General features: G+C 68.9%; 19 protein-coding genes. 12 read left to right on the forward strand and 7 right to left on the reverse strand.

The genetic code is table 11. The annotated features are described in order from the left end of the window. On the reverse strand, positions 1-1,811 hold a 1,811-nt coding region (gene glmS, locus BLU84_RS24535), incomplete at its 3' end, for a glutamine--fructose-6-phosphate transaminase (isomerizing) (protein ID WP_074873497.1). Positions 1,812-1,995: 184 nt separating this feature from the next. Between glmS and BLU84_RS24540 the strand changes: the two genes are divergently transcribed. The 9 genes from BLU84_RS24540 (at position 1,996) to BLU84_RS24580 (ending at position 13,192) form a co-directional block, all read left to right on the forward strand. Then, on the forward strand, positions 1,996-3,279 hold the full coding sequence (locus BLU84_RS24540; protein ID WP_074873499.1) for an efflux RND transporter periplasmic adaptor subunit: 1,284 nt from the start codon (positions 1,996-1,998) through the stop codon (positions 3,277-3,279). 4 nt (positions 3,280-3,283) lie between these two features. Next, entirely contained in the window at positions 3,284-3,496 is a 213-nt protein-coding gene (locus tag BLU84_RS24545; protein ID WP_074873500.1) for a hypothetical protein, read from the forward strand. Between the two features lie 198 nt (positions 3,497-3,694). Continuing rightward, the gene (locus BLU84_RS24550; RefSeq protein ID WP_074873502.1) at positions 3,695-4,429 is read left to right on the forward strand and encodes an ABC transporter ATP-binding protein; all 735 of its coding nucleotides are present in this window, start codon (positions 3,695-3,697) and stop codon (positions 4,427-4,429) included. Positions 4,430-4,439: 10 nt separating this feature from the next. After that, on the forward strand, positions 4,440-5,768 hold the full coding sequence (locus BLU84_RS24555; RefSeq protein WP_074873504.1) for an ABC transporter permease: 1,329 nt from the start codon (positions 4,440-4,442) through the stop codon (positions 5,766-5,768). A gap of 7 nt (positions 5,769-5,775) precedes the next feature. Then, on the forward strand, positions 5,776-7,002 hold the full coding sequence (locus BLU84_RS24560) for an ABC transporter permease (protein WP_074873505.1): 1,227 nt from the start codon (positions 5,776-5,778) through the stop codon (positions 7,000-7,002). 260 nt (positions 7,003-7,262) lie between these two features. Beyond that, on the forward strand, positions 7,263-9,116 hold the full coding sequence (locus tag BLU84_RS24565) for a DUF885 domain-containing protein (RefSeq protein WP_074873611.1): 1,854 nt from the start codon (positions 7,263-7,265) through the stop codon (positions 9,114-9,116). A 233-nt stretch (positions 9,117-9,349) separates the two neighbouring features. Continuing rightward, a complete protein-coding gene (locus BLU84_RS24570) occupies positions 9,350-10,720 on the forward strand; it encodes a sigma-54-dependent transcriptional regulator (RefSeq protein WP_074873507.1) in 1,371 nt (456 codons plus the stop codon). 11 nt (positions 10,721-10,731) lie between these two features. Then, positions 10,732-12,036 carry a sensor histidine kinase gene (locus BLU84_RS24575; RefSeq protein WP_074873509.1) on the forward strand — a complete coding sequence of 435 codons (1,305 nt, stop codon included), beginning with the start codon at positions 10,732-10,734 and terminating at the stop codon, positions 12,034-12,036. 322 nt (positions 12,037-12,358) lie between these two features. Further along, positions 12,359-13,192, forward strand: coding sequence for a glycoside hydrolase family 18 protein (locus BLU84_RS24580; RefSeq protein WP_074873511.1), 834 nt, complete (start codon positions 12,359-12,361; stop codon positions 13,190-13,192). A 163-nt stretch (positions 13,193-13,355) separates the two neighbouring features. Here the strand turns inward: BLU84_RS24580 and glmU are convergent, their stop codons facing one another. Continuing rightward, entirely contained in the window at positions 13,356-14,732 is a 1,377-nt protein-coding gene (gene glmU, locus BLU84_RS24585) for a bifunctional UDP-N-acetylglucosamine diphosphorylase/glucosamine-1-phosphate N-acetyltransferase GlmU (RefSeq protein ID WP_074873513.1), read from the reverse strand. Positions 14,733-14,834: 102 nt separating this feature from the next. Here glmU and BLU84_RS24590 point away from each other — a divergent pair, with 102 nt between their 5' ends. Then, on the forward strand, positions 14,835-16,436 hold the full coding sequence (locus tag BLU84_RS24590) for a hypothetical protein (RefSeq protein WP_074873515.1): 1,602 nt from the start codon (positions 14,835-14,837) through the stop codon (positions 16,434-16,436). Then, positions 16,433-17,353, forward strand: a complete 921-nt coding sequence (locus BLU84_RS24595) for an ADP-ribosylglycohydrolase family protein (RefSeq protein WP_074873517.1) — start codon at positions 16,433-16,435, stop codon at positions 17,351-17,353. Before BLU84_RS24590 ends, BLU84_RS24595 begins: the two co-directional genes overlap by 4 nt. Before the next feature lie 10 nt (positions 17,354-17,363). Here BLU84_RS24595 and BLU84_RS24600 read toward each other — a convergent pair whose 3' ends face one another. After that, positions 17,364-18,290 carry a glycosyltransferase gene (locus BLU84_RS24600; RefSeq protein ID WP_139175235.1) on the reverse strand — a complete coding sequence of 309 codons (927 nt, stop codon included), beginning with the start codon at positions 18,288-18,290 and terminating at the stop codon, positions 17,364-17,366. 133 nt (positions 18,291-18,423) lie between these two features. On the opposite strand from BLU84_RS24600, the gene BLU84_RS24605 reads away from it, so the two are divergent. Further along, positions 18,424-18,810 (forward strand): GtrA family protein, encoded by a 387-nt coding sequence (locus tag BLU84_RS24605; RefSeq protein ID WP_074873615.1) that lies wholly within the window; start codon positions 18,424-18,426, stop codon positions 18,808-18,810. A 126-nt stretch (positions 18,811-18,936) separates the two neighbouring features. On the opposite strand, the gene BLU84_RS24610 is transcribed toward BLU84_RS24605, so the two are convergent. From BLU84_RS24610 to atpA, 4 genes are all read right to left on the reverse strand, one after another. After that, a complete protein-coding gene (locus tag BLU84_RS24610; protein ID WP_074873519.1) occupies positions 18,937-19,362 on the reverse strand; it encodes a F0F1 ATP synthase subunit epsilon in 426 nt (141 codons plus the stop codon). Between the two features lie 137 nt (positions 19,363-19,499). Beyond that, positions 19,500-20,936: a F0F1 ATP synthase subunit beta gene (gene atpD, locus BLU84_RS24615; protein ID WP_074873521.1), complete on the reverse strand. Its 1,437-nt coding sequence runs from the start codon at positions 20,934-20,936 to the stop codon at positions 19,500-19,502. Positions 20,937-21,005: 69 nt separating this feature from the next. Next, complete coding sequence (gene atpG, locus BLU84_RS24620; RefSeq protein WP_074873523.1) at positions 21,006-21,869, reverse strand: F0F1 ATP synthase subunit gamma; 864 nt, start codon at positions 21,867-21,869, stop codon at positions 21,006-21,008. Positions 21,870-21,953: 84 nt separating this feature from the next. Then, the gene (atpA, locus tag BLU84_RS24625; RefSeq protein ID WP_074873525.1) at positions 21,954-23,504 is read right to left on the reverse strand and encodes a F0F1 ATP synthase subunit alpha; all 1,551 of its coding nucleotides are present in this window, start codon (positions 23,502-23,504) and stop codon (positions 21,954-21,956) included. Positions 23,505-23,574 lie beyond the last annotated feature (70 nt).

Raw genomic sequence — 23,574 nt, forward strand, 5'->3', positions numbered from 1 at the left:
GCCAGATTGCGCGGCTTGTCCACATCCGTCCCGCGCGCCAGCGCCGCGTGATACGCCAGCAACTGCACCGGAATCGCATGCACCACCGGCGACAGCACGCCGACGTGGCGCGGGGTGCGGATCACGTGCACCTGTTCGGATTCGCCGAAGTGGCTGTCCAGGTCGGCGAATACGAACATCTCGCCGCCGCGCGCACGCACTTCCTGAATGTTCGACTTCACCTTCTCCAGCAGCTTGTCGTTCGGCGCGATCACCACCACCGGCATCGCCGCGTCCACCAGCGCCAGCGGGCCGTGCTTGAGCTCGCCCGCCGGGTACGCCTCGGCGTGGATGTAGGAGATTTCCTTGAGCTTGAGCGCGCCTTCCAGCGCGATCGGGTAATGCACGCCGCGGCCCAGGAACAGCGCGTGGTGCTTGGGCGCGAAGCGCTCGGCCCAGGCCGTCACCTGCGGTTCCAGGTTCAGCGCGTGCTGCACGCTGCCCGGCAGGTGGCGCAGCGCGTCGAGGTATTCGGCTTCCTGTTCGTCGCTGAGCGCGCCGCGCAGCTTGGCCAGGGTCGCGGTCAGGGTGAACAACGCCACCAACTGGGTCGTGAACGCCTTGGTCGAGGCCACGCCGATCTCGGCGCCGGCGCGGGTGTAGTACACCAGCTTGCTCGCGCGCGGGATCGCGCTCTCGGGCACGTTGCAGATCGAAAGGGTCTTGTCGTGGCCCAGCGATTTGGCGTACTTCAGCGCTTCCATCGTGTCGAGCGTTTCGCCGGACTGCGAAATCGTCACGATCAGCTGCTTCGGGTTCGCCACCGCGGCGCGATAGCGGTACTCGCTGGCGATCTCGACCTGGCACGGCAACCCGGCGATGGCCTCGATCCAGTAGCGCGCGGTCAGGCCGGCGTAATAGCTGGTGCCGCAGGCCAGGATCTGCACGCCCTCGACGCCGGCGAACACTTCGTCGGCCTTGGCGCCGAACAGCGACGCGCTGAAGCCGTTGTTGTCGATCACCGCCTCGATGGTGTCGGCGATCGCGCGCGGCTGCTCGTGGATTTCCTTCTGCATGAAGTGGCGGTATGGGCCCAGCTCCAGCGAGGCCAGCGACACGTCCGACAGATGCACTTCGCGCTCGATCTGCGCGCCGTCGATGTCGAACACCCGCACCGCGGCGCGGGTGACTTCGGCGGTGTCGCCTTCTTCCAGGAAGATCACCCGGCGCGTGGCCTGCACGATCGCCGACACGTCGCTGGCGACGAAGTTCTCGCCCTCGCCCAAGCCGACCAGCAGCGGGCAGCCCATGCGCGCGGCGATCAGCCGGCCCGGCTCGTTGAGGCTCACCACCGCGATCGCGTAGGCGCCGACCAGCTCGCGCACCGCCGCCTGCACCGCCGCGAGCAGGTCGTGACCCTGCTTGAGATAGGAATGAATGAGATGGGCGATGACTTCGGTGTCGGTCTGCGATTCGAACGCATACCCGGCCGCACGCAACCGCTCGCGCTGTTCATCGTGGTTTTCGATGATGCCGTTATGCACCACCGCCAGTTCGCCGAAGCTGATGTGCGGGTGCGCATTGGCCTCCGTCACTCCGCCGTGGGTCGCCCAGCGGGTGTGGCCGATGCCGATCTGCGCGCTGAACGACTCGGACTGCGCCGCCGCCTCCATCTCCGCCACGCGCCCGGTCCGGCGCACCCGGCGCAGCTGCGCGCCGTCGAACACGGCGATGCCCGCCGAGTCGTAACCGCGGTATTCCAACCGCTTCAAGCCGTCGATCAGGACCGGCACCACATCGCGATCGGCGATCGCGCCTACGATTCCGCACATGCTGGAGGCATCCGTGAAAATGTGACCGCATTCTAGCGGGGCGGCGGTCATGGCGGTGTCCGCGCGGACGCGGTGTCCGGACGGTCGGACGCCCGGACAGGCATCACCACCCTTATGAATCAATAAGTTGAAGTTGGCACGGGATGTGCTTGGTATTGGGCAGAGACCCCGACCGAGCGCCCCGATGAGCATCCGCGACACCTCCGCCCAGGACCAACGCCTCGCCCCCGCCGCCCAGCAGGGCCGGCGCCGCCGGCAATGGGCGCTGACGGCCGCGGTCGCCGCGGTGGTGCTCGGCGCTGGCGCCTGGGTCGCCTCCGGTTGGGCTGCGGGCGGCACCTCTGTATCGGCGCAGCGCCTGCGCATCGCTGAAGTGAAGCGCGGCGATCTGGTCCGCGACATCGCCGCCGACGGCCGCGTGATCGCCGCCAACAGCCCGGTGCTGTACGCCATCGCCGGCGGTTCGGTTGAGCTCAAGGTCGTCGCCGGCGACGCGGTGCGCAAGGGTCAGGTGCTGGCCGAGATCGACAGCCCCGAGCTGCGCAGCAAGCTCGCGCAAGAGCAGTCCACCCTGGCCGGCCTGGAAGCCGAGGCCAGCCGCGCCGAACTCGACGGCGAGCTGGCGCGTTCCACCGCGCGCAAGGAACTCGATCAGGCCCGGATCGACCGCACCGCCGCCGAACGCGATCTGGAGCGCTACAACCGCGCCTTCAGCGGCGGCGCGGTGGCCAAGGTCGACGTGGCCAAGGCCGAAGACGAATTGAAGAAGGCCGACATCGGCCTGTCCCACGCCCGCGAAGGCCTCGGCCGCCAGGACCGCAGCGCCGCGCTGGACGCGCGCAACAAGCGCCTGCTGGCGCAGCGCCAGCGCGCGATCGTCGCCGAAGCCCAGCGCCAGGTCGACGCGCTGACCTTGCGCGCGCCGTTCGACGGCCAGGTCGGTCAGGTCCAGGTCGCCCAGCGCGCCAACGTCGCCATCAACGATCCGGTGCTCAGCGTGGTCGACCTGGGCGTGTTCGAACTCGAGATCAAGGTGCCGGAAAGCTTCGCCCGCGATCTGGCCATCGGCATTCCGGCGCAGATCGCCGGCAACGACGGCCGCACCTACGCGGCCAAGATCTCGGCGGTGTCGCCGGAAGTGGTGACCGGCGAAGTCGCCAGCCGCCTGCGCTTCGACGGCGCGCAGCCGCCGGCGCTGCGCCAGAACCAGCGCCTGAGCGCGCGCATCGTGCTCGACACCCGCCGCAACGCGCTGATCGTCGAGCGCGGGCCGTTCCTGGAACAAGACGGCGGCCACAGCGCCTACGTCGTGTCCGGCGGCGTCGCCGCCCGCCGCGTCATCCGCACCGGCGCCAGCAGCTTGAGCCAAGTGGAAATCCTCGAAGGTCTGCAGCCGGGAGAACGCATCGTCGTCTCCGGCGCCGACCAGTTCGCCAACGCCGAAACCGTCCGCATCTCCGGAGAATGAACCCATGAACGCCTTCAACGCCGCCAACGCCTACGACTTCGCCCCGCACTGGAACGCCCAGGAACTGACCGACGCGGTGCCGCTGCGCCTGCACCAGCTGATCGACTTCAACCACGACGGCGAGCGCGCGGTCAGCGCCAACGCCGCCGCGCCGAAGCGCTCGACGCGCCCGCGCTTCGCCAGCGCCATCGCGCTGCCGCTGTTCTCGGTGCGCTGAGGCGACGCCGCGTGCCGCACGCGTCGCGCCGTCTGCGTCAGGACGTCGTCCCTGCGAAGGCAGGGATCCAGGGATTTATCGAGACGATACGCTGAAGTCTCTGGATCCCCGCCTTCGCGGGGATGACGATCCGGCAGGTCGCCTCGCCCGTTCGAACTGCGAATTCCCGATTTCCAATTCCGCTCCAAGGACACCGCCATGCTGCTGATGCGCCAGGTCACCAAGGTCTACCGCACCGAACTCGTCGAAACCCACGCGCTGCGTTCGCTGGACCTGCACGTGCGCGACGGCGAGTTCGTCGCCGTGACCGGGCCCTCGGGTTCGGGCAAGACCACCTTCCTCAACATCGCCGGGCTGCTGGAGACCTTCACCGGCGGCGAGTACAAGCTCGACGGCGAGGACGTGCGCGACCTGTCCGACGACGCCCGCTCGCGCCTGCGCAACCAGAAGATCGGCTTCATCTTCCAAAGCTTCAACCTGATTCCCGACCTCAACCTGTTCGACAACTGCGACGTGCCGCTGCGCTACCGGCGCATGCCCGCGGCCGAGCGCCGCCAGCGCATCGAACAGGCGCTGACCCAGGTCGGGCTGGGCTCGCGCATGCGCCACTACCCCACCGAGCTGTCCGGCGGCCAGCAGCAGCGCGCGGCGATCGCGCGCGCGCTGGCCGGTTCGCCGCGCCTGCTGCTGGCCGACGAACCCACCGGCAACCTGGATTCGCAGATGGCGCGCGGCGTGATGGAGCTGCTGGAGGAGATCAACGCCCAGGGCACCACCATCGTCATGGTCACCCACGATCCGGAACTGGCCGCGCGCGCGCAGCGCAACGTGCACATCGTCGACGGCATGGCCACCGACCTGCGCGCCGAACCGAGCCTGGTCAGCGCCTCGGCCCCCGCCGTGTCGACCGCGGCCGACGCCGCCACCGCCTGAGGCCGCGCCCATGTCCGGCAACAGCCAGTTCGCCTATTACCTGCAGCTCGCCGCGCGCAGCTTCAAGCGCAACAAGGTGCTGACCGCGCTGATGGTGCTCGCCATCGCGCTCGGCATCGGCGCGGCGATGACCACCTTGACCGTGTTCTACGTGCTCTCCGGCGATCCGATGCCGGGGCACAGCCAGAACCTGTTCCAGCCGCGCCTGGATCCGCGCTCGATGACCGGCTACATCCCCGGCTCCGAGCCGCCGGACAACATCTCGCGCTTCGACGGCGAAGCCCTGCTGCGCCAGGCGCGCGCCGACCGCCAGGCGCTGATGACCAGCGGCAACGTGGCGATCGAGCCGCGCCGCGACAACCTGCCGGCGTTCCGGCAGAACTCGCGCTACACCTCGGCCGATTTCTTCCCGATGTTCCAGGTGCCGTTCCAGTACGGCGCGGCGTGGAGCGGCAAGGAAGACGAAGGCCGCGCGCGCGTGGCGGTGATCGGCAAGAAGCTCAACGAGCGTTTGTTCGGCGGCGGCAACAGCGTGGGCAAGTCGATCTGGGCCAACAACCACGAGTTCCGCGTGGTCGGCGTGATCGACGCCTGGCATCCGCAGCCGAACTTCTACGACCTCACCGTGGAGCGCGGCTTCGGCGAAGCCGAAGAATTGTTCGTGCCGTTCAGCACCGCGCGCGACCTGCGCATGGGCGCGCAAGGCAACATCAGCTGCTGGGGCGACACTGCCGACCTGCCGGAAGGCAACTACTCGGCCACCGCCAAGTGCATCTGGGCGCAGTACTGGGTGGAACTGAACTCGCCGCAGAAAGTCGCCGCCTATCGCCAGTACCTGGACAACTACGTCGCCCAGCAGCGCAGCGCCGGCGTGTACGTGCGGCCGACCGCGCCCAAGCTCGACGGCCTGATGCAGTGGCTGGACTACAAGCGCGTGGTGCCGGCCGACGTGCGCCTGCAGATGTGGTTGGCGTTCGGCTTCCTCGCGGTGTGCCTGCTCAACACGGTGGGCTTGCTGCTGGCCAAGTTCCTGCGCCGCTCCGGCGAGATCGGCGTGCGCCGCGCGCTCGGCGCGACCCGGCGCGCGATCTTCGCCCAATGCCTGGTCGAGGCCGGCAGCGTCGGCCTGGCCGGCGGCGTGCTCGGCCTGGTGCTGGCCCAGTTGGGCCTGTGGGCGGTGCGCCAGCAGTCGGTCGGCTACGCCGCGCTGGCGCGGCTGGACCCGGCCATGCTCGCCACCACCTTCGTTCTGGCCGTCGCCGCCAGCGTGCTGGCCGGCCTGTTGCCGGCCTGGCGCGCCTGCCAGGTGACGCCCGCCATCCAGCTCAAGAGCCAATGAGGCCCGCATGGACATCCGTCCGATCCTGACCACCTTGCGCCGGCACAAGACCGCCGCGGCGCTGATCGTGTTCGAAGTCGCGCTGACCTGCGCGATCATCTGCAACGCCTTGTTCCTGATCCAGAACCGCATCGCCCGCCTGCAGCGTCCCAGCGGCATGGTCGAGAACGAACTGGTGGCGGTGCGCATCTCCAACATCGGCCGCGCGCAGGAAGCCGACGCGCTGACCCAGACCGACCTGGCCGCGCTGCGCGCAGTGCCCGGCGTGCGCTCGGTCGCCGTGTCCAACCAGGTGCGCTACGGCGATTCGGCGTGGAACTCCGGCTTCGGCCCGAAGCCGAACCAGCAAGTGCCCAGCGCCAGCGCCGGCGTCTATTACGGCGACACCCAACTGGTGGACACGCTGGGCCTGAAGCTGCTGGCCGGGCGCAACTTCCGCGAGGACGAGATCGTTCCGCTGTCGCAGCGGCTCAAGCCCGGCGCGCCGCCGATCCCGGTGGTGATCATCACCCGCGCCCTGGCCGACAAGCTGTTCCCCGGCCAGGACCCGCTCGGCCGTCCGATCTACAGCGGCGACGAGGACGGCGCGCGGGTGATCGGCGTGGTCGAACACCTGATGCGGCCGAACGAGTTCGACGGCCCGGCCTCGGCCGACTATTCGGTGATCTCGCCCACCCGCACCGACTACGACAGCGGCCTGTATTTGCTGCGGGTGACCGACCCGAGCCGGCGCGAGGAAGTGCTCAAGGCCGCCAGCCAGGCGCTGACCCGCAACGGCCCGCAGCGGATCCTGTCCAAGAGCAACGACACCGTCGAAAACATGGCCGAAGCCTTCAACCGCACCGACCGCGCGATGGTGTGGCTGCTCGGCTCGGTATGCGCGGCGCTGCTGATCGTCACCGCGCTCGGCATCGTCGGCCTGGCCAGCTTCTGGGTGCAACAGCGGACCAAGCAGATCGGCGTGCGCCGCGCGCTCGGCGCCACCCGCGGGCAGATCCTGCGCTACTTCCAGACCGAGAACTTCCTGCTGACCTCGATCGGCATCGTCCTGGGCATGGTGCTGGCGTTCGCGATCAACCTGCTGCTGATGAAGTACTACGAACTGCCGCGGTTGCCGGCGCTGTATCTGCCGCTAGGCGCGCTGAGCCTGTGGTTGCTCGGCCAGTTGGCGGTGTACGGCCCGGCGCGGCGCGCGGCGCTGGTGCCGCCGGCGCTGGCCACGCGCGCGGCCTGAGGCCGCGCCGCAAGCGCAACCGCAAGCGCGTTCGCCGTATCGGTTGTATCGACCCGTCGGCGAACGCGGCTTACGCAAGTCACCGCGCAAGCCTCGCATTCGTCAGCAGTGTCGGCGGCGCGTTCGCGGCATGCTTGCAGCGATCCACTGTCTGCTTCCTTCCGCTCCGTCCGGCCGCGCGCCGGACGGTCCGGGGCGCCGCGCCGCGCGCGCGTCCCCGCCTCATCGTCACGGAGTCGTCCATGAAATCGAGCTTCCCTCTGCGCGCCCTGGGTCCTGCGCTGCGCGTCGCCCTGCTCTCGGCCGCGCTCGCCGCGCCGGCGCTGCCCGCCTTCGCCGCCAGCGCGACCAAGACCACCGCGCCGGCGACCGGCGACGCGGGCACGGCCGATGTCGCCCGCCGCGTGGCCGCCTTCAACGCCCTGCTCGACCGGCAGTGGGAACAGTTGATGCGCTTGCTGCCGGAACAGGCGAGCTTCTTCGGCGACTACCGCTACAACGACGCCTGGGCGGACTACTCGCTGGCCGGCGCTGCGCACATGCAGCGCGAATACAAAAAGATGCTGACCGAGTTCGAAGCGGTCGACACCCGCGGTTTCCCCGAAGCCGACCGGCTCAACCAGCGGCTGATGGTGCAGTGGCTCAAGAGCGCGATCCGCGGCTACGAACTCAAGACCCACGAGATGCCGCTGGACCAGTTCGTCGGCGTGCACCTCAACCTCACCGCGCTGGTCAGCGCGTTCCCGTTCAACGATGCCAAGCAGTACCAGCAATACCTCACCCGCCTGCACGCGCTGCCCAAGCTGCTGCAGCAGGTGACCGGCGTGGCCCGCCAGGGCGCCAAGGACGGGCTGATGCAGCCGCGCTATCTGCTGGAGAAGGTCGCCTCGCAGTGCGACAACCTGGCCGCCGCGGCCGGCGCCGACAACGTCTTCGCCGCGTCGCTGAAGAAGATGCCCGAGTCGATCCCGGCCGCCGAGCGCGAACGCCTGCGCCGCGAGATCCTCGCCGCGGTCGACGGCGAAGTGCGCCCCGCGTTCCGCGAGCTGGCGCGGTTCGTGCGCGAGGACTACGCGCCGCACGGCCGCGAACAATACGGCGTGTGGTCGCTGCCCAACGGCGAGGCGCTGTACCGCTACGCGATCGAGCAATACACCACGACCACGATGGCGCCCGAGCGGATCCACCAGCTCGGCCTGAGCGAGGTCGAGCGGATCGAGAAGGCGCAGGGCGAGATCGCCGCGCGCCTGGGCTACGCCAGCCTGAAGGCCATGCGCGAGGCGGTCGCCGCCGATCCCAAGCACCACGCCCACTCGCGCGAGCAGATCCTCGACGAGTACCGCAAATACCTGGCGCAGATGGAGACCCAGCTGCCGCAGCTGTTCGGCACCCTGCCCAAGGCCAAGGTGCAGGTGCAGGCGGTCGAAGCCTGGCGCGAGAAGGAAGCCTCGATGGCCCAGTACATGGCCGGCACGCCCGACGGCAAGCGCCCGGGCCTGATCACGGTCAACACCGGCGAGCCGGAGAAGCGCCTGCTGACCACGATCGAAGCGGTGGCCTATCACGAAGGCGTGCCCGGCCATCACTTGCAGATGACCATCGCCCGCGAGCTGCCGGCGCTGCCGAAGTTCCGCACCCTGCTCGGCCAGCTCGCTTTCATCGAAGGCTGGGGCCTGTACTCGGAAGACCTGGGCAAGGAAGTGGGCTTCTACCAGGATCCCTACAGCGACTTCGGCCGGCTCTCGCAGGAGCTGATCCGCGCCAACCGCCTGGTGCTGGACACCGGCGTGCACTACAAGCGCTGGAGCCGCGAGCAGATGGTGCAGTGGATGCGCGACCACTCCGACATGGAGGAACCCAACATCCAGGCCGAAGCCGACCGCTACATCGCCTGGCCGGGCCAGGCGCTGGCGTACAAGGTCGGCCAGCTCAAGATCCGCGAGCTGCGCGCGCGGGCGCAGAGCGAGCTGGGCGCGCGCTTCGACGTGCGCGCCTTCCACGACCGCGTGCTCGGCGGCGGCGCGCTGCCGCTGAGCGAGCTGGAGGCGCGGGTCGACGAGTGGATCGCCGCGCGCAAGAACGCAACCGACGGCGCCGCCGCCGGCGCGCAATGAGCCCAGGCCGCGCGCGCATCCCGGCGATGCGCGCGTCCGGCCCGGCCGCATCGCCGGCCCTTCCCGCACTCACGCAGCGCGTCGCGCGCCGGCATCGCCGGCGCGGCGGCCGCCTGCACCCGCCCTTCGGCCTACGCCGCCCAGGTCGCGCGCTGGCATACTCGGCATCTGGAAAACGCGATTCCCGCCACGTTTTCCGCCGCCTCCACCCTCGCGTCCGCCCACGGCCCTCCATGCGCACCGTTCTGGTCATCGACGACAACCCCGCGGTCGCCACCGCGCTCGATCTGCTGTTCGGCCTGCGCGACATCCGCGTGCTGACCGCGCAATCGCCCGAGCAAGGCCTGGAGACGCTGGCGCGCGAAGACGTCGGGCTGGTGCTGCAGGACATGAACTTCACCGCCGACACCACCTCCGGCCAGGAAGGCGTGGCGCTGTTCCGCGCGATCCGCGCGCGCCACCCCGACCTGCCGATCATCCTGCTGACCGCGTGGACCCACCTGGACATCGCCGTCGACCTGGCCAAGGCCGGCGCCGCCGACTACCTGGCCAAGCCCTGGGACGACCAGAAACTGCTGGCCAGCGTGGAGAACCTGCTCGAGCTCGGCGACAGCGCGCGCGAGGTCAACCGCCTGCACGAGCAGCGCCGCCGCGCCCGCCGCGAGCTGGACGCGCGCTACGACCTGCGCGGCCTGGTGTTCGCCTCCGAGCCGATGACGCGGGTGGTGGAACTGGCCTGCCACGTCGCCCGCGCCGACGTGCCGGTGATGATCCTTGGCCCCAACGGCGCCGGCAAGGAGAAGATCGCCGAGATCGTGCAGGCCAATTCGTCGGTCGCCGCCGGCCCGTTCGTGACCTTGAATTGCGGCGCGCTGCCGACCGAATTGATCGAAGCCGAACTGTTCGGCGCGGATGCCGGCGCCTACACCGGCGCCAACAAGATGCGCGAAGGCAAGTTCGAAGCCGCCGACGGCGGCACCTTGTTCCTCGACGAAATCGGCAACCTGCCGCCGGCCGGGCAGATGAAGCTGCTGCGCGTGCTGGAGACCGGGCGCTACGAACGGCTCGGCTCCAACCGCGAGCGTCAGGTCAAGGTGCGGGTGATCAGCGCGACCAACGCCGACCTGGCGGCGATGATCCGCGACGGCCGCTTCCGCGAAGATCTGTACTACCGCCTCAACACCATCCAGATCGAACTGCCGCCGCTGGGCGAGCGCCGCGACGATGTGCTGCCGCTGGCGCGCCACTTCCTCGCCGACAACCCGCTCGGCGCCAGCAAGCGCCTGGGCGAGGACGCCGAGCGCGCATTGCTCGCGCACGCCTGGCCCGGCAACGTGCGCGAACTGCGCAACACCTTGCAGCGCGCGGCGCTGCTGGCGCGCGGCGACGCCATCGCCGCAGCCGACCTCGGCCTGCCCGCGGCGAGCGCCGCGAGCGTCGCCGTCGCCGCGGCCGCGCACAGCGGCGACGAACCCGACCGCGCCGCGATCGAAGCGGCGATCGAGCGCGCCGGCGGCGTGCTGGCGCAGGCCGCCGGCGAACTCGGGCTGTCGCGACAGGCGCTGTATCGGCGCCTGGACCGGCTCGGCATCAAACGCGACTGAGGAGAGCGAGCATGCGTCGCCTGCCCTTGAGTCTGGCCTTCGGCGCGCTCGCGCTGGCCTATCTGGCTGTCGGCGCAGCGGCGGCCTTGTGGCTGGCGGACTATCTGTCGCCGCGCTGGCTGGCGCTGCCGATCGTGGTCGCGGTGCTGGCGCCGCTGCTGCTGTACCACGTCGCGCGCCTGTTCGCGCCGATGAACTCGCTGTTCCGCGCCTTGGCCGGCTCGGTGGCGAGCTACCGCGACGGCGATTATTCCTTCAGCTTCAACTGGAGCGGCAAGGGCGACCTGGGCGAACTGGTCGCCAGCCACAACCGGCTCGGCGACACCTTGCGCGAGCAGCGCCTGAATCTGGTCCAGCGCGAGCTGCTGCTCGACACGATGGTGCAGAACACGCCGGTGGCGATGCTGCTGGTGGATCCGGCGCGGCGCGTGGTGCTGGGCAACCTGGCCGCCCGCAAGATGCTCGGCGAAGGCCGGCGCCTGGAAGGCCAGGACTTCGCCGAGATCATGCTCGGCGCGCCCACGCCGATGCGCGAGGCGTTCGAGCGCGGCGGCGACGGCATGTTCAGCGTCGGCGACGTCGAGAACGAGGAGATCTACCACCTCTCGCGCCGCCTCTTCCGCCTCAACGGCCGCGCCCACGAACTGGTGCTGCTGCGTCAGCTCACCGCCGAGCTGCGCCGGCAGGAAGTGCAGACCTGGAAGAAGGTGATCCGGGTCATCAGTCACGAGCTCAACAACTCGCTGGCGCCGATCGCCTCGCTCGCCCACTCCGGCGCCGAACTGCTGCGCCGCGGCCAGTACGAACGCCTGCCGACCGCGCTCAACACCATCGAAGAGCGCGCGCGCCATCTGGAAGGCTTCATCCGCGACTACGCGCGCTTCGCCAAACTGCCGGCGCCGCGCTTGCAGCCGGTGGAATGGTCGCGCTTCATCCAGCAACTGCGCAGCCAGGTCGAGTTCGCCTACGACGGCGTGTCCGCCGATGCGATCGGCCGGGTCGATGCGGCGCAGCTGGAACAGAGCCTGATCAACCTGCTCAAGAACGCGCACGAATCCGGCTCGCCGCCGCAGGAAGTGCGCCTGCAGTTGCGGCGCGCGCAGGACGCTTGGCGCATCGACGTGCTCGACCGCGGCACCGGCATGAACGACGCGGTGCTGGCCAACGCGCTGCTGCCGTTCTATTCGACCAAGCGCAACGGCACCGGCCTGGGCCTGGCGCTGGCGCGCGAGATCGCCGAAGCGCACGGCGGCCGCATCGCTCTGCTGAACCGCGAAGACGGCGGCTTGTGCGTGTCGATGGTGCTGCCGGACTGAACCGCCGCGCCGCGCCGCGCGCGGCCCGCGGTGCGACGAACGTTCGCGCCGCGTTTTTCCGACTCGTTTCTCACTCGCCCGATTCGCGAACGCGCGCATGTTATTCGCGCGCCGCTTGACCCAGGCTTGCGCGGCGAACCGCATCGCATCGCGCGCGAAACTCACGACGCCCGCCGTAGGGTGATCCGCCTCTTGGTTCGTTTCTAGCCAGGACGCGCGCGACCGGCCGCGTTCGCACACGCCAAATCGAGCTGATTTTCCAACTATTGGAAGAGGAGATTCGCCAATGCTTCGCCAACCTACGCTTTTGGCTTTCGGTCTAATGGCATTTATCGCGAGCTTCGCCGCGTCCGCGCGCAACGTCGTATTTCTGAACAATCCTTCGCCGCAGGACGTGAAGGACATCGGCCGCTACGTGGTCAAGAGCACCGGCAAGCCGTTCTTCTCCGACCTGGTGCTGTTCGCCGCCAACATCAACGGCAGCACACCGAACACGCCGGTGCTGTACTACAACGCGGAGATGACCGCGATCTTGAAGAACAACATCGATGCGGTGCGGCAGTTGCAGAACAAGGGCATCAAGGTGCAGATCTCGTACCTGGGCAACCACCAGAACGCCGGCTGGTCGTGCAACATGACCTCGGCCACCGCGACCAAGCTGGCCAATGCGATGGTGGCGGACGTGGTCAAGTACGGCCTCGACGGCATCAGCGTCGACGACGAATACTCCACCTGTTCCGGCAGCGCCAGCTCGTTCTATGCGGTGCTCAAGGCGATCCGCGCCAACACCTATTTCAGCGGCAAGACGCTGAGCAAGGCGCTGTGGTCGGATTCGAGCTATTTCCGCGCGCCGTACAACGCGGCCAACCAGCTCACCGAAGGCTATGAGATGACCTACGGCGGCAGCGTCAGCTACCTGACGCCGTACGTGGGCTACGGCATGGCCAAGAGCAATCTGTTCCTGGGCATCTCGCCGGAGTTCAGCTCGGCCTCGCAGGCCGGCACCATCGCCAAGAACGTCGCCGACGGCGGCTATCAGGGCGTGATGATCTGGGCGCCGAACGCCTTCCTCAACACCACCACCGCGGCGCAGTACTACACCGCCATCGTCAAGTCGCAGGCCAACTCGACCGAATCGGTGCAGTACGTGCCCTGAGCGCGGAGCGCGTACGCGGGACGGCGCAGCGCCGTCCCGCGTCGTGTGGCTTAAACACGCAGGCCCGGCGGCGCAGGCGGCGGGGTTTCAGCTGTGCGGGCCCGGCAAGCGCACAGGCTTGCCGATCCGCGCACCGGCCGCAGCGCGCGATGCGCGCCGCCGCTCACTTCTCCTGCGGCGTTTTCTTGACCGGCCGCTTCCAGCCTTCCACCGTGGTCTGGCGCGCGCGGCCCAGGGTCAGCTCGCCCGCCGGCGCCGGCCGGGTGATGACCGAGCCGGCGGCGATGGTCGCGTTCTTGCCGATGGTCACCGGCGCCACCAGCGACGAGTTCGAACCGATGAAGGCGCCGTCCTCGATCGTGGTGACCGACTTGTTGACCCCGTCGTAGTTGCAGGTGATGGTGCCCGCGCCGACGTTGACGCCCGCGCCGATCGCCGCGTCGCCCAGATAGGTCAGGTGATTGGCCTTGCTGCCCACGCCCAGGCGCACGTTCTTGGTCTCGACGAAGTTGCCGACGTGGGCGCCGTCGGCGAGCACGGTGCCCGGACGCAGGCGCGAGTACGGGCCGATCTGCGCCGCGCCTTCGACCACCACGCCGTCGAGATCGCAATGCGCGCGCACTTCGGTGCGCGCGCCCAGGCGCACGTCCTTGAGCCGGCAGAACGGACCGATGCGCACGCCGTCGCCGAGCTCGACGATGCCTTCCAGGACCGCGTCGACGTCGATCTCGACGTCGCGCCCCACCGTCACCGTGCCGCGCTGGTCGTAGCGCGACGGATCGGCCAGGCGCGCGCCCTGCGCGCACAGCGCGCGCGCGGCGCGACGCTGGAACGCGCGTTCGAGCTGGGCCAGCTGCCACGGATCGTTGGCGCCTTCGACCTCGATCGGGTCTTCCACGTGCACCATCTCGGCCGGGCTGTATTCGGCCGCGGCCGCGGCGAACACGTCGGTGAGGTAGTACTCGCCCTGGGCGTTGTCGTTGCCCAGCCGCTCCAGCCAGCGCCGCAGCGGTTCGCCGTCGGCGACCAGGATGCCGGTGTTGATGGTGCGGATCGCGCGCTGGTCCTCGTCGGCGTCCTTGTGCTCGACGATGCGGCCGACCCGGCCTTCGGGGTCGCGCACGATGCGGCCGTAGCCGGTAGGGTCGTCCATGTCGGCGACCAGCACCGCCAGCCGGCCGGGCGCGTCGAGCAGGCGCTGCAGGGTCGCCGCCTGGATCAGCGGCACGTCGCCGTACAGCACCAACACCCGCGCGTCCTGCGGCACGCCCGGCATCGCCTGCTGCACGGCGTGGCCGGTGCCCAGGCGCTGTTCCTGCTCGGCCCAGCTCAGGTCGCCCTGGCCCTGGAACGCGGCGCGGACCTGGTCGCCGCCGTGGCCGTAGACCAGATGGATGCCGGCCGGACGCAAGGCGCGCGCGGTGTCGATCACGTGGGCCAGCATCGGCCGCCCGGCGATCTTCTGCAGGACCTTGGCGGTCGCCGACTTCATCCGCTTGCCCTCGCCGGCGGCGAGAATCACGATGTGCAACTGGTTCATCGACTCATGAGCCATGTACGAAACCTTCCTGACCTGTTCGGTGCTTGACGTGGGCCCCCCGTCGGGTCCGAATCTTAGCAATTGCCTACGCAAGGACTCTGCATGCCCGCTGAGCGCGCCCCCTGGCGGACCGCCGCACTGGCCGCCCTATTCTTCATCGCCGTGGCGGTGATCGCACTGCGCCAGGACGCGAACTGGGATCTGCGCAACTATCACCTGTACACCCCGCTGGCCTGGCTGGAGGGCCGGCTGGCCCAGGACATCGCCCCGGCCCAGTTGCAGACCTGGCACAACCCGACCGTCGACATCCCCTTCGCGCTGATGGTCCGCGCCGGCCTGGGCGGGCTGCCGATCACCCTGTGGCTGGCCATTCCCAGCCTGCTGGCGCTGTATTTCGCCCTGCGCCTGCTCGACACCCTGATGCCGGCCCAGCGCAGCCGCGCGCGCACCTGGATCGCCGGCTTCGTGATCATGACCGGCGCGGCCATGTACCCGGGCACGGCGGCGATCTTCAACGACCACATCGTCGGCATGTTCGTGCTCGGCGCGCTGCTGTGGTGGGCGCAGTCGCAGGGCCGGCGCGGGCCGTTCGCGACCTGGCTGCCGGTGGGGCTGCTGGCCGGCGCGGCGGCCGGGTTCAAGCTCACCGGGGTGACCTACTGCCTGGGCTTCATCGCCGCGGCGCTGGTCGCCGGCCCACTGCGGCAGCTGCCGGCGCGCATCCTCGGGCTGGCGATCGGCGGCGGCGTCGCGGTGGCGGTGTGCTGGGGGCCGTGGGGCTGGTACGTGTGGAAGCTGCACGCCAATCCGCTGTTCCCCTACTTCAACCAGTGGTTCCTGTCGCCGGACACCATCGCCGATTCGTGGCGCGACGCGCGCTACGTGCCGCGCAGCCTGATCGACCTGTTCGACCCGCCGCTGCAGCTGCTGCGCCGCAGCCGCCATTACTCCGAGCCGCTGCTGGCCGACCCGCGCCTGCTGCTGGGCCTGTGCGCGCTGGGCGCGTGGCTGTGGCTGCTGCGGCCCGGCGCGCGCGCGGCCGAGCCCGTCGCCGTCGCCGATCCCGCGGCCGCCACGGCCCAGGCCAACGCGGTCGCGCTGCGCTGGCCGCTGCTGGCGTTCGTCGCGGTCAGCTACTTCGCCTGGGCCGGCGTGTACGGCATCTACCGCTATCTGCTGCCGCTGGAAGTGCTGTGCTCGCTGCTGATCGTCGGCGCGGTGTCGATGCTGTTCGCGCACAAGCGGCCGGTGCTGGCGATGCTCGCGGCGATGGTGCTGGTGGTGGTTCCGACCAAGCATCCCAACTGGGGCCGCGACTCGTTCCGCACGCCGATGATCGCGGTCAAATTCCCGCCGCTGCCGGCCGGCAGCGTGGTGCTGACCAGCACCGAGCACCCCATCGCCTACGCCGTCGCCTTCCTGCCGCACGAGGTGCCGGCGATGGCGGTGCGCAACAACTTCATGGACCCGCAGCGCTGCACCCGCCTGCAAGAGCGGGTCGAGCGCACCGTCGCCGCCAACCCCGGCCCGCTGTGGCTGCTGCGCCCGGTCCGCCCCGACCCGCCCGCCAGCGACCGCATCGCGCTGTACGGGCTTAGCGTCTCCGCCGCGTGCACACCGCTCGACAACAATATGGGCGACCTGGAACTGTGCCCGCTGGCGCGGGCGCCGTTCGCGCCGATTTGCGTCAAGACAGCGCAATGAGCCACGCCGCCGCACTGCAACGGGCGCGCGAAGCCCTGGAAGGCCTGTCGGTGGGCGACGCCTTCGGACAGTGCTTCTTCCAGCCGCCCGAACGCTCCGATCCTTGGCTAATGCAGCGCATCGCGCCGCCGGGCCCGTGGCCGTACACCGACGACACCCAGATGTCGCTGTCTGTTTTGGAAGCCCTGGCCGGCGGCGCGGGCATCGAATGCGACGCGTTGGCTCGCTCGCTGGCCCGCCACTACGACTACGACCGCGCCTATGGCCCGTCGATGCATCGGGTGCTGGCGCGCATCGAAGCAGGCGAAGACTGGCGCGAGGTCGCCGCCTCGTCGTTCGGCGGCACGGGCTCTTACGGCAACGGCGCGGCGATGCGGGCCGCGCCGGTCGGCGCCTACTTCCGCGACGACCTGGATGCGGTGGTGGAACAGGCCACGCGTTCGGCGCAGGTCACCCATCTGCATCCGGAAGGCATCGCCGGCGCGGTCGCCGTGGCCGTCGCCGCAGCCCACGCCAGCCGTTGCCGGCAGCGCGGGCAGCGTCCGGCGCATGCCGAATTCCTCGCTGCGGTGATCGAACAGTTGCCCCAGAGCGAGGTGCGCTCCAAGCTGGCTCGCGCACAGGCGTTGGAACGGGTCGCTTCGCTCGACCAAGCGATCGCGCTGCTCGGCAACGGCACTCTGATCTCGGCGCAGGACACCGTGCCCTACGCCTTATGGTGCTGCGCGCAATCGCTGGACGATTACCCGGCGGCGCTGTGGCTGGCCGCCGACGCAGGCGGCGACCGCGATACCTTGTGCGCGATCGTCGGCGGCGTGGTCGCCTGCTTCGTCGGCGCGCAGGGCATCCCTGTCGACTGGCTGGAACGCCGCGAGGTCTTGCCGCTGTGGCCGTTCGCAGCCCTCGCGCCGATCTGAAACGAACGCCTCAGCGGCCGTCGCCGCGATGCACGACCTGATCGGTGATCAGGCGCAGGATCTCGTTCGAACGCCGGTTGACCGTGTCCAGGATCAGCCCGGTCGCCAGCAGGATGAAGGCGGTCAGCGCCAGCGCCGCGGCCAGCACTGCGGTCGAGGGATGGGTGACCGCGCCGGTGCCGCTGAATTCGTGGATCACCACCGCGCCGAAGCCGAGGCTGGCCGCGCCGGCCAGCGCCGCGGCGGTGCCGAAGAACAGCAGCGGGCGCAGGTCCTTGTACAGGAAGCCGATGGTGCGCATCACGCGGAAGCCGTCGCGGAAGGTGTTGAGCTTGGATTCGCTGCCTTCCGGGCGCACGCCGTAAGGCACGGTGCGTTCGGTCAATACGAAGGCGTTGGCCATCGCGAACACGGTCATTTCGGTTTCGATCTCGAACCCGCGCGACAGCACCGGCATGGATTTGACGAAGCGGCGCGAGAACGCGCGATAGCCCGACAGCACGTCGCGCACCGGCTGGCCGAACAGACGGCCGATGCTCCAGCGCACCAGCTTGTTGCCGAAACCATGAAAACGACGGAACGAGCCCGTGTCGTGCTGTTCCAGGCGGGTGCCGACCACCATGTCGGCATGCCCTTCGATCACGTCCTGCATCAACGCGCGCGCATGTTCGGCCGGATAGGTGTCGTCGCCGTCGACCATCAGGTACACGTCGGCCTCGACCTCGCGGAACATCGCCCGCACCACGTTGCCCTTGCCCTTGGCCGGCACCCGGTGCACGCGCGCGCCGGCCTGCAGCGCCAGTTCGGCGGTGCCGTCGGTGCTGGCGTTGTCGAACACCCAGATGTCCGCCTCGGGCAGGGCGCGGCGGAAATCGGCGACCACCTTGGCCACCGTATGCGCCTCGTTGTAGCAAGGGATCAGTACCGCGCTGCGCAAGGATGCGCTCCGAGCTGTCTGGAATGGCGCGATGGTACAGCCTCCGCTGCGGCTCGTCTGGCTAGAATGCGCGCATGCCCGCCCCCGCCCCGTCCGCCGTTTCCTCCTCCCCGCGCCGCCGCCGGTGGCGCGCATGAGCCTGACCCGACAGGGCCGCAATTTCCTCATCGTCGGCGGCATCCAGTACGTCGTCGACTGGGGCGTCATGGTCGCGCTGAGCCACCTGGGCATGCCGGTGGAAGCGGCCAACCTGGCCGGCCGGGTCAGCGGCGCGTTGCTGGGGTTCTGGCTCAACGGCCGCTTCACCTTCGCCAGCGCCGAGTCGTCCTCGCTCGGCCGGCGCCAGTTCGCCCGCTTCATCGCCATGTGGCTCGGCACCACCGTGCTCAGCACCGGCGCGATCAGCGCGGTCAACGCCTACGCCGGCCTGCAATGGACCTGGCTGGCCAAGCCGGCGATCGAGCTGGTGCTGGCGGCGCTGAGCTTCACCGTCTCGCGCTATTGGGTTTACCGGCGCTAACGCCGCCGGAGCGAGCGCAAACCGCCGCGCCGACGCTCGCGCAGAGCCTGCGCGCAAAAACAAAAACGCCGGCGCGAGGCCGGCGTTTTCGCATCGCGGCGCGGTTAGGCGCCGAACGGTTGCGACTCAGTGCTTCATGTTCTTGCGCAGGCGCTCCAGCGCCTGCAGCTGCGCCATCGCTTCGGCCAGCTTGGCCTGGGCTTCGGCGATGTCCATCTGCGGGCCGCGGTTGGCCAGCGCGCGCTCGGCTTCTTCCTTGGCCGCGCGCACGGCGGCTTCGTCGATGTCCTGAGCGCGGATCGCGGTGTCGGCCAGCACGGTCACGACCTGCGGCTGCACCTCGAGGATGCCGCCGGAGACCGCGAAGTCGAGCTGCTCGCCGCTGGGCAGGGTCACCACGACCTTGCCCGGCTTGAGCCGGGTGATCAGCGGCGCATGGCGCGGCGCGATGCCGAGTTCGCCGATCTCGCCGGTGGCGACCAGCAGCGTCGCCTCGCCGTGGAAGATTTCTTCCTCGGCGCTGACGATGTCGCAACGGAAGGTGGATGCCATGTCTGTCTCGCTTTGCTCGTTCGACGGGAGTGCGGAATGGGGAGTCGGGAATCGGAAGACCGGCGAACGAACAAGCGCAGCGCGCGCTTACGATCCCCTACTTCCCGCTCCCGAATCCCGAGACGCCGTCAGGCGTCTCAGCCCACGCCCATCTTCTTGGCCTTCTCGGCGGCTTCTTCGATACCGCCGACCATGTAGAACGCCTGCTCCGGCAGGTGATCGTAGTCGCCGTCGCAGATGCCCTTGAAGCCGCGGATGGTGTCCTTCAGCGACACGTACTTGCCCGGCGCGCCGGTGAACACTTCGGCGACGTGGAACGGCTGCGAGAAGAAACGCTCGATCTTGCGTGCGCGGGCCACGGCGGTCTTGTCTTCTTCCGACAGCTCGTCCATGCCCAGGATCGCGATGATGTCCTTCAGTTCCTTGTACTTCTGCAAGGTCGACTGGACGCGACGCGCGGTGTCGTAATGCTCGGCGCCGACCACGTTCGGGTCGAGCTGGCGCGAGGTCGAGTCGAGCGGATCGACCGCCGGGTAGATGCCCAGCGAGGCGATGTTGCGGCTCAGCACGACGGTGGCGTCGAGGTGGGCGAAGGTGGTCGCCGGCGACGGGTCGGTCAGGTCGTCCGCGGGCACGTACACGGCCTGGATCGAGGTGATCGAACCGGTCTTGGTCGAGGTGATGCGCTCCTGCAGCACGCCCATTTCCTCGGCGAGCGTGGGCTGGTAGCCCACCGCCGACGGCATGCGGCCCAGCAGCGCCGACACTTCGGTGCCGGCCAGGGTGTAGCGGTAGATGTTGTCGACGAAGAACAGCACGTCGCGGCCCTTGCCGTTTTCGTCCTTCTCGTCGCGGAAGTATTCGGCCATGGTCAGGCCGGTCAGCGCGACGCGCAGACGGTTGCCCGGCGGCTCGTTCATCTGGCCGTACACCATCGCCACCTTCGACTTCGACAGGTCGTCCTGCACGATGACGTTGGCGTCGGACATCTCGTGGTAGAAGTCGTTGCCCTCGCGGGTACGCTCGCCCACGCCGGCGAACACCGACAGGCCGGCGTGCTCGGTCGCGATGTTGTTGATCAGCTCGAGCATGTTCACGGTCTTACCCACGCCGGCGCCGCCGAACAGGCCGACCTTGCCGCCCTTGGCGAACGGGCACATCAGGTCGATGACCTTGATGCCGGTTTCCAGCAGCTCGTTGCCCGAGGACTGCTCGTCGTAGGCCGGAGCGGAGCGGTGGATTTCCCAATGCACGTCGCTCTCGACCGGGCCGCGCTCGTCGATCGGCTCGCCGAGCACGTTCATGATGCGGCCCAGGGTCGCGGTGCCGACCGGCACGGCCACGGCGCGGCCGGTGTTGGTCGCGATCAGGTTGCGCTTGAGTCCGTCGGTGGAGCCCAGCGCGATCGCGCGGACGATGCCGTCGCCGAGCTGCTGCTGCACTTCGAGCGTGATGGCGGTGTTCTCGACCTTCAGCGCGTCGTAGACCTTCGGCACCGACTCGCGCGGAAACTCGATGTCGACGACCGCGCCGATGATCTGAACGATCTTGCCCTGGTTGCCCTGGCTGCTCATCTTGGATTCCTCAGTAACTTTCAAATGCTGCTGGTGGTCGCAGGCCGCAGGCCGCGCCCACCGGATGGGTTAGACCGCGGCGGCGCCGCCGACGATTTCGGAGATTTCCTGGGTGATCGCCGCCTGACGGGCCTTGTTGTAGACCAGGTTCAAGGTGCCGATCAGCTTGGTGGCGTTGTCGCTCGCCGACTTCATCGCGACCATGCGCGCGGCATGCTCGGAAGCCACGTTCTCCAGCACCGCCTGGTACACCAGCGACTCGATATAGCGGGTCAGCACGTGATCGAGCACGGTCTGCGCATCGGGTTCGTAGATGTAGTCCCAGTCGTGCTTGGCGACCTGGGTCTCCGGCGCCGGCAGCGGCAGCAGCTGATCGAACGCCGCGCGCTGGGTCATGGTGTTGACGAAGTCGTTGTAGCAGACGAACACGCGATCCACGGTGCCGGCGCTGTAGGCGTCGAGCACAACCTTGATCACGCCGATCAGCTGCTCCAGGTGCGGCTGGTCGCCCAGGTGGGTGACCGAGGCGAGCATGTTGACCTTGATCCGGCGGAAGAACACCGAGGCCTTCTGGCCGATGGTGACCACGTCGACCTCGACGCCCTGCTCCTGCCACTTGCGGAACTCGCCCAGCAGCTTGCGGAACAGGTTGTTGTTGAGGCCGCCGGCCAGGCCGCGGTCGGACGACACGATCACGTAGCCGACGCGCTTCACGTCCTTGCGCTCGACCATGTACGGATGCCGGTAATCGGAATTGGCCTGGGCCAGGTGTCCGATCACTTGCTTGATCACGCGCGCGTACGGGCGCGAGGTCTTCATCCGATCCTGCGCCTTGCGGATCTTGGAAGCCGAGACCATTTCCAGCGCGCGGGTCACCTTGCGGGTGTTCTGCACGCTCTTGATCTTGGTTTTGATTTCTCTGCCGCCGGCCATCTCTCGCTCGCTTTGTTCGCTTTAGGGCATGGGTTGTGGGTGGCGCGCAAACCGGCTCGGCCGGCTTGCGCTACGCGACCCGCCTTACCAGGTCCCGGTCTGCTTGAACTCTTCGATGCCCTTCTTGAAGGCGCCTTCGATCTCGTCGTCCCAACCGCCGGTCGAGTTGATCTTCTCGATCAGCGCGCCCTGGGTGTTGAGGAAGTGACCGTGCAGCGCGTCTTCGAAGGCGCCGATCTTGGCCACCGGCACGTCGTCCATGTAGCCCTTGTCCACCGCGTAGATCGACAGCGCCTGCAGCGCGATCGACATCGGCGCGTACTGCTTCTGCTTCATCAGCTCGGTCACGCGCTGGCCGCGCTCGAGCTGCTTGCGGGTGGCTTCGTCGAGGTCGGACGCGAACTGGGCGAACGCCGCCAGCTCGCGGTACTGCGCCAGGGCGATACGGATGCCGCCGGACAGCTTCTTGATGATCTTGGTCTGGGCCGAGCCGCCCACGCGCGACACCGAGATGCCGGCGTTGACCGCCGGGCGGATGCCGGCGTTGAACAGGTCGGTTTCCAGGAAGATCTGACCGTCGGTGATCGAGATCACGTTGGTCGGCACGAACGCCGAGACGTCGCCGGCCTGGGTTTCGATGATCGGCAGCGCGGTCAGCGAACCGGTCTTGCCCTTCACCTCGCCGTTGGTGAACTTCTCGACGTAGTCGACGTTCACGCGCGCGGCGCGCTCGAGCAGGCGGCTGTGCAGGTAGAACACGTCGCCCGGGTAGGCTTCGCGGCCCGGCGGACGGCGCAGCAGCAGCGAGATCTGGCGGTAGGCCACGGCCTGCTTGGACAGATCGTCGTACACGATCAGCGCGTCTTCGCCGCGGTCGAGGAAGAACTCGCCCATGGTGCAGCCCGAGTAGGCGCTGATGTACTGCATCGCGGCCGATTCGGAAGCGGTGGCGGCGACCACGATGGTGTGGGCCAGCGCGCCGTTCTCTTCCAGCTTGCGCACCACGTTGGCGATCGAAGAGGCCTTCTGGCCGATCGCGACGTAGATGCACTTAATGCCGGTGCCCTTCTGGTTGATGATGGCGTCGATGGCCATCGCGGTCTTGCCGGTCTGGCGGTCGCCGATGATCAGCTCGCGCTGGCCGCGGCCGATCGGGATCATCGAGTCGACCGACTTGTAGCCGGTCTGCACCGGCTGGTCGACCGACTTGCGCCACAGCACGCCCGGAGCGACGCGCTCCACCGGAGCGGTCAGGGTGGCGCCGATCGGGCCCTTGCCGTCGATCGGCTCGCCCAGCGCGTTGACCACTCGGCCCAGCAGCTCGCGGCCGATCGGCACTTCCAGGATGCGGCTGGTGGTCTTGGCCACGTCGCCTTCGCGCAGGTGCTCGTAATCGCCCAGGACCACGGCGCCGACCGAGTCGCGCTCCAGGTTCAGCGCCAGGGCGAAGGTGTTGTTCGGCAGTTCGATCATTTCGCCCTGCATCACGTCGGCCAGGCCGTGGATGCGCACGATGCCGTCGGACACCGAGGTCACGGTGCCTTCGTTGCGCGCTTCGGCGGCCAGCTTGACCTTCTCGATGCGGGTCTTGATCAGTTCGCTGATTTCGGACGGGTTGAGCTGGGTGCTTGCCATTGTCGTTTCCTTGGTCCTGCATCGCGACGAAGCGACGCGCGGGTGCTTTCTTTTAAACGGGAGCCGGGGG

The organism is Lysobacter enzymogenes (assembly GCF_900106525.1).
Classification (GTDB): domain Bacteria; phylum Pseudomonadota; class Gammaproteobacteria; order Xanthomonadales; family Xanthomonadaceae; genus Lysobacter; species Lysobacter enzymogenes.

What these genes read in the sequence shown, in the direction of transcription:
- glmU (WP_074873513.1), bottom strand. Translation starts at nt 14,732, where the DNA reads ATGAACCAGTTGCACATCGTGATTCTCGCCGCCGGCGAGGGCAAGCGG.
- BLU84_RS24575 (WP_074873509.1), top strand. Translation starts at nt 10,732, where the DNA reads ATGCGTCGCCTGCCCTTGAGTCTGGCCTTCGGCGCGCTCGCGCTGGCC.
- atpA (WP_074873525.1), bottom strand. Translation starts at nt 23,504, where the DNA reads ATGGCAAGCACCCAGCTCAACCCGTCCGAAATCAGCGAACTGATCAAG.
- BLU84_RS24570 (WP_074873507.1), top strand. Translation starts at nt 9,350, where the DNA reads ATGCGCACCGTTCTGGTCATCGACGACAACCCCGCGGTCGCCACCGCG.
- BLU84_RS24540 (WP_074873499.1), top strand. Translation starts at nt 1,996, where the DNA reads ATGAGCATCCGCGACACCTCCGCCCAGGACCAACGCCTCGCCCCCGCC.
- atpG (WP_074873523.1), bottom strand. Translation starts at nt 21,869, where the DNA reads ATGGCCGGCGGCAGAGAAATCAAAACCAAGATCAAGAGCGTGCAGAAC.
- BLU84_RS24590 (WP_074873515.1), top strand. Translation starts at nt 14,835, where the DNA reads ATGCCCGCTGAGCGCGCCCCCTGGCGGACCGCCGCACTGGCCGCCCTA.
- BLU84_RS24595 (WP_074873517.1), top strand. Translation starts at nt 16,433, where the DNA reads ATGAGCCACGCCGCCGCACTGCAACGGGCGCGCGAAGCCCTGGAAGGC.
- BLU84_RS24550 (WP_074873502.1), top strand. Translation starts at nt 3,695, where the DNA reads ATGCTGCTGATGCGCCAGGTCACCAAGGTCTACCGCACCGAACTCGTC.
- BLU84_RS24610 (WP_074873519.1), bottom strand. Translation starts at nt 19,362, where the DNA reads ATGGCATCCACCTTCCGTTGCGACATCGTCAGCGCCGAGGAAGAAATC.
- BLU84_RS24545 (WP_074873500.1), top strand. Translation starts at nt 3,284, where the DNA reads ATGAACGCCTTCAACGCCGCCAACGCCTACGACTTCGCCCCGCACTGG.
- BLU84_RS24555 (WP_074873504.1), top strand. Translation starts at nt 4,440, where the DNA reads ATGTCCGGCAACAGCCAGTTCGCCTATTACCTGCAGCTCGCCGCGCGC.
- atpD (WP_074873521.1), bottom strand. Translation starts at nt 20,936, where the DNA reads ATGAGCAGCCAGGGCAACCAGGGCAAGATCGTTCAGATCATCGGCGCG.
- BLU84_RS24605 (WP_074873615.1), top strand. Translation starts at nt 18,424, where the DNA reads ATGAGCCTGACCCGACAGGGCCGCAATTTCCTCATCGTCGGCGGCATC.
- BLU84_RS24560 (WP_074873505.1), top strand. Translation starts at nt 5,776, where the DNA reads ATGGACATCCGTCCGATCCTGACCACCTTGCGCCGGCACAAGACCGCC.
- BLU84_RS24580 (WP_074873511.1), top strand. Translation starts at nt 12,359, where the DNA reads ATGGCATTTATCGCGAGCTTCGCCGCGTCCGCGCGCAACGTCGTATTT.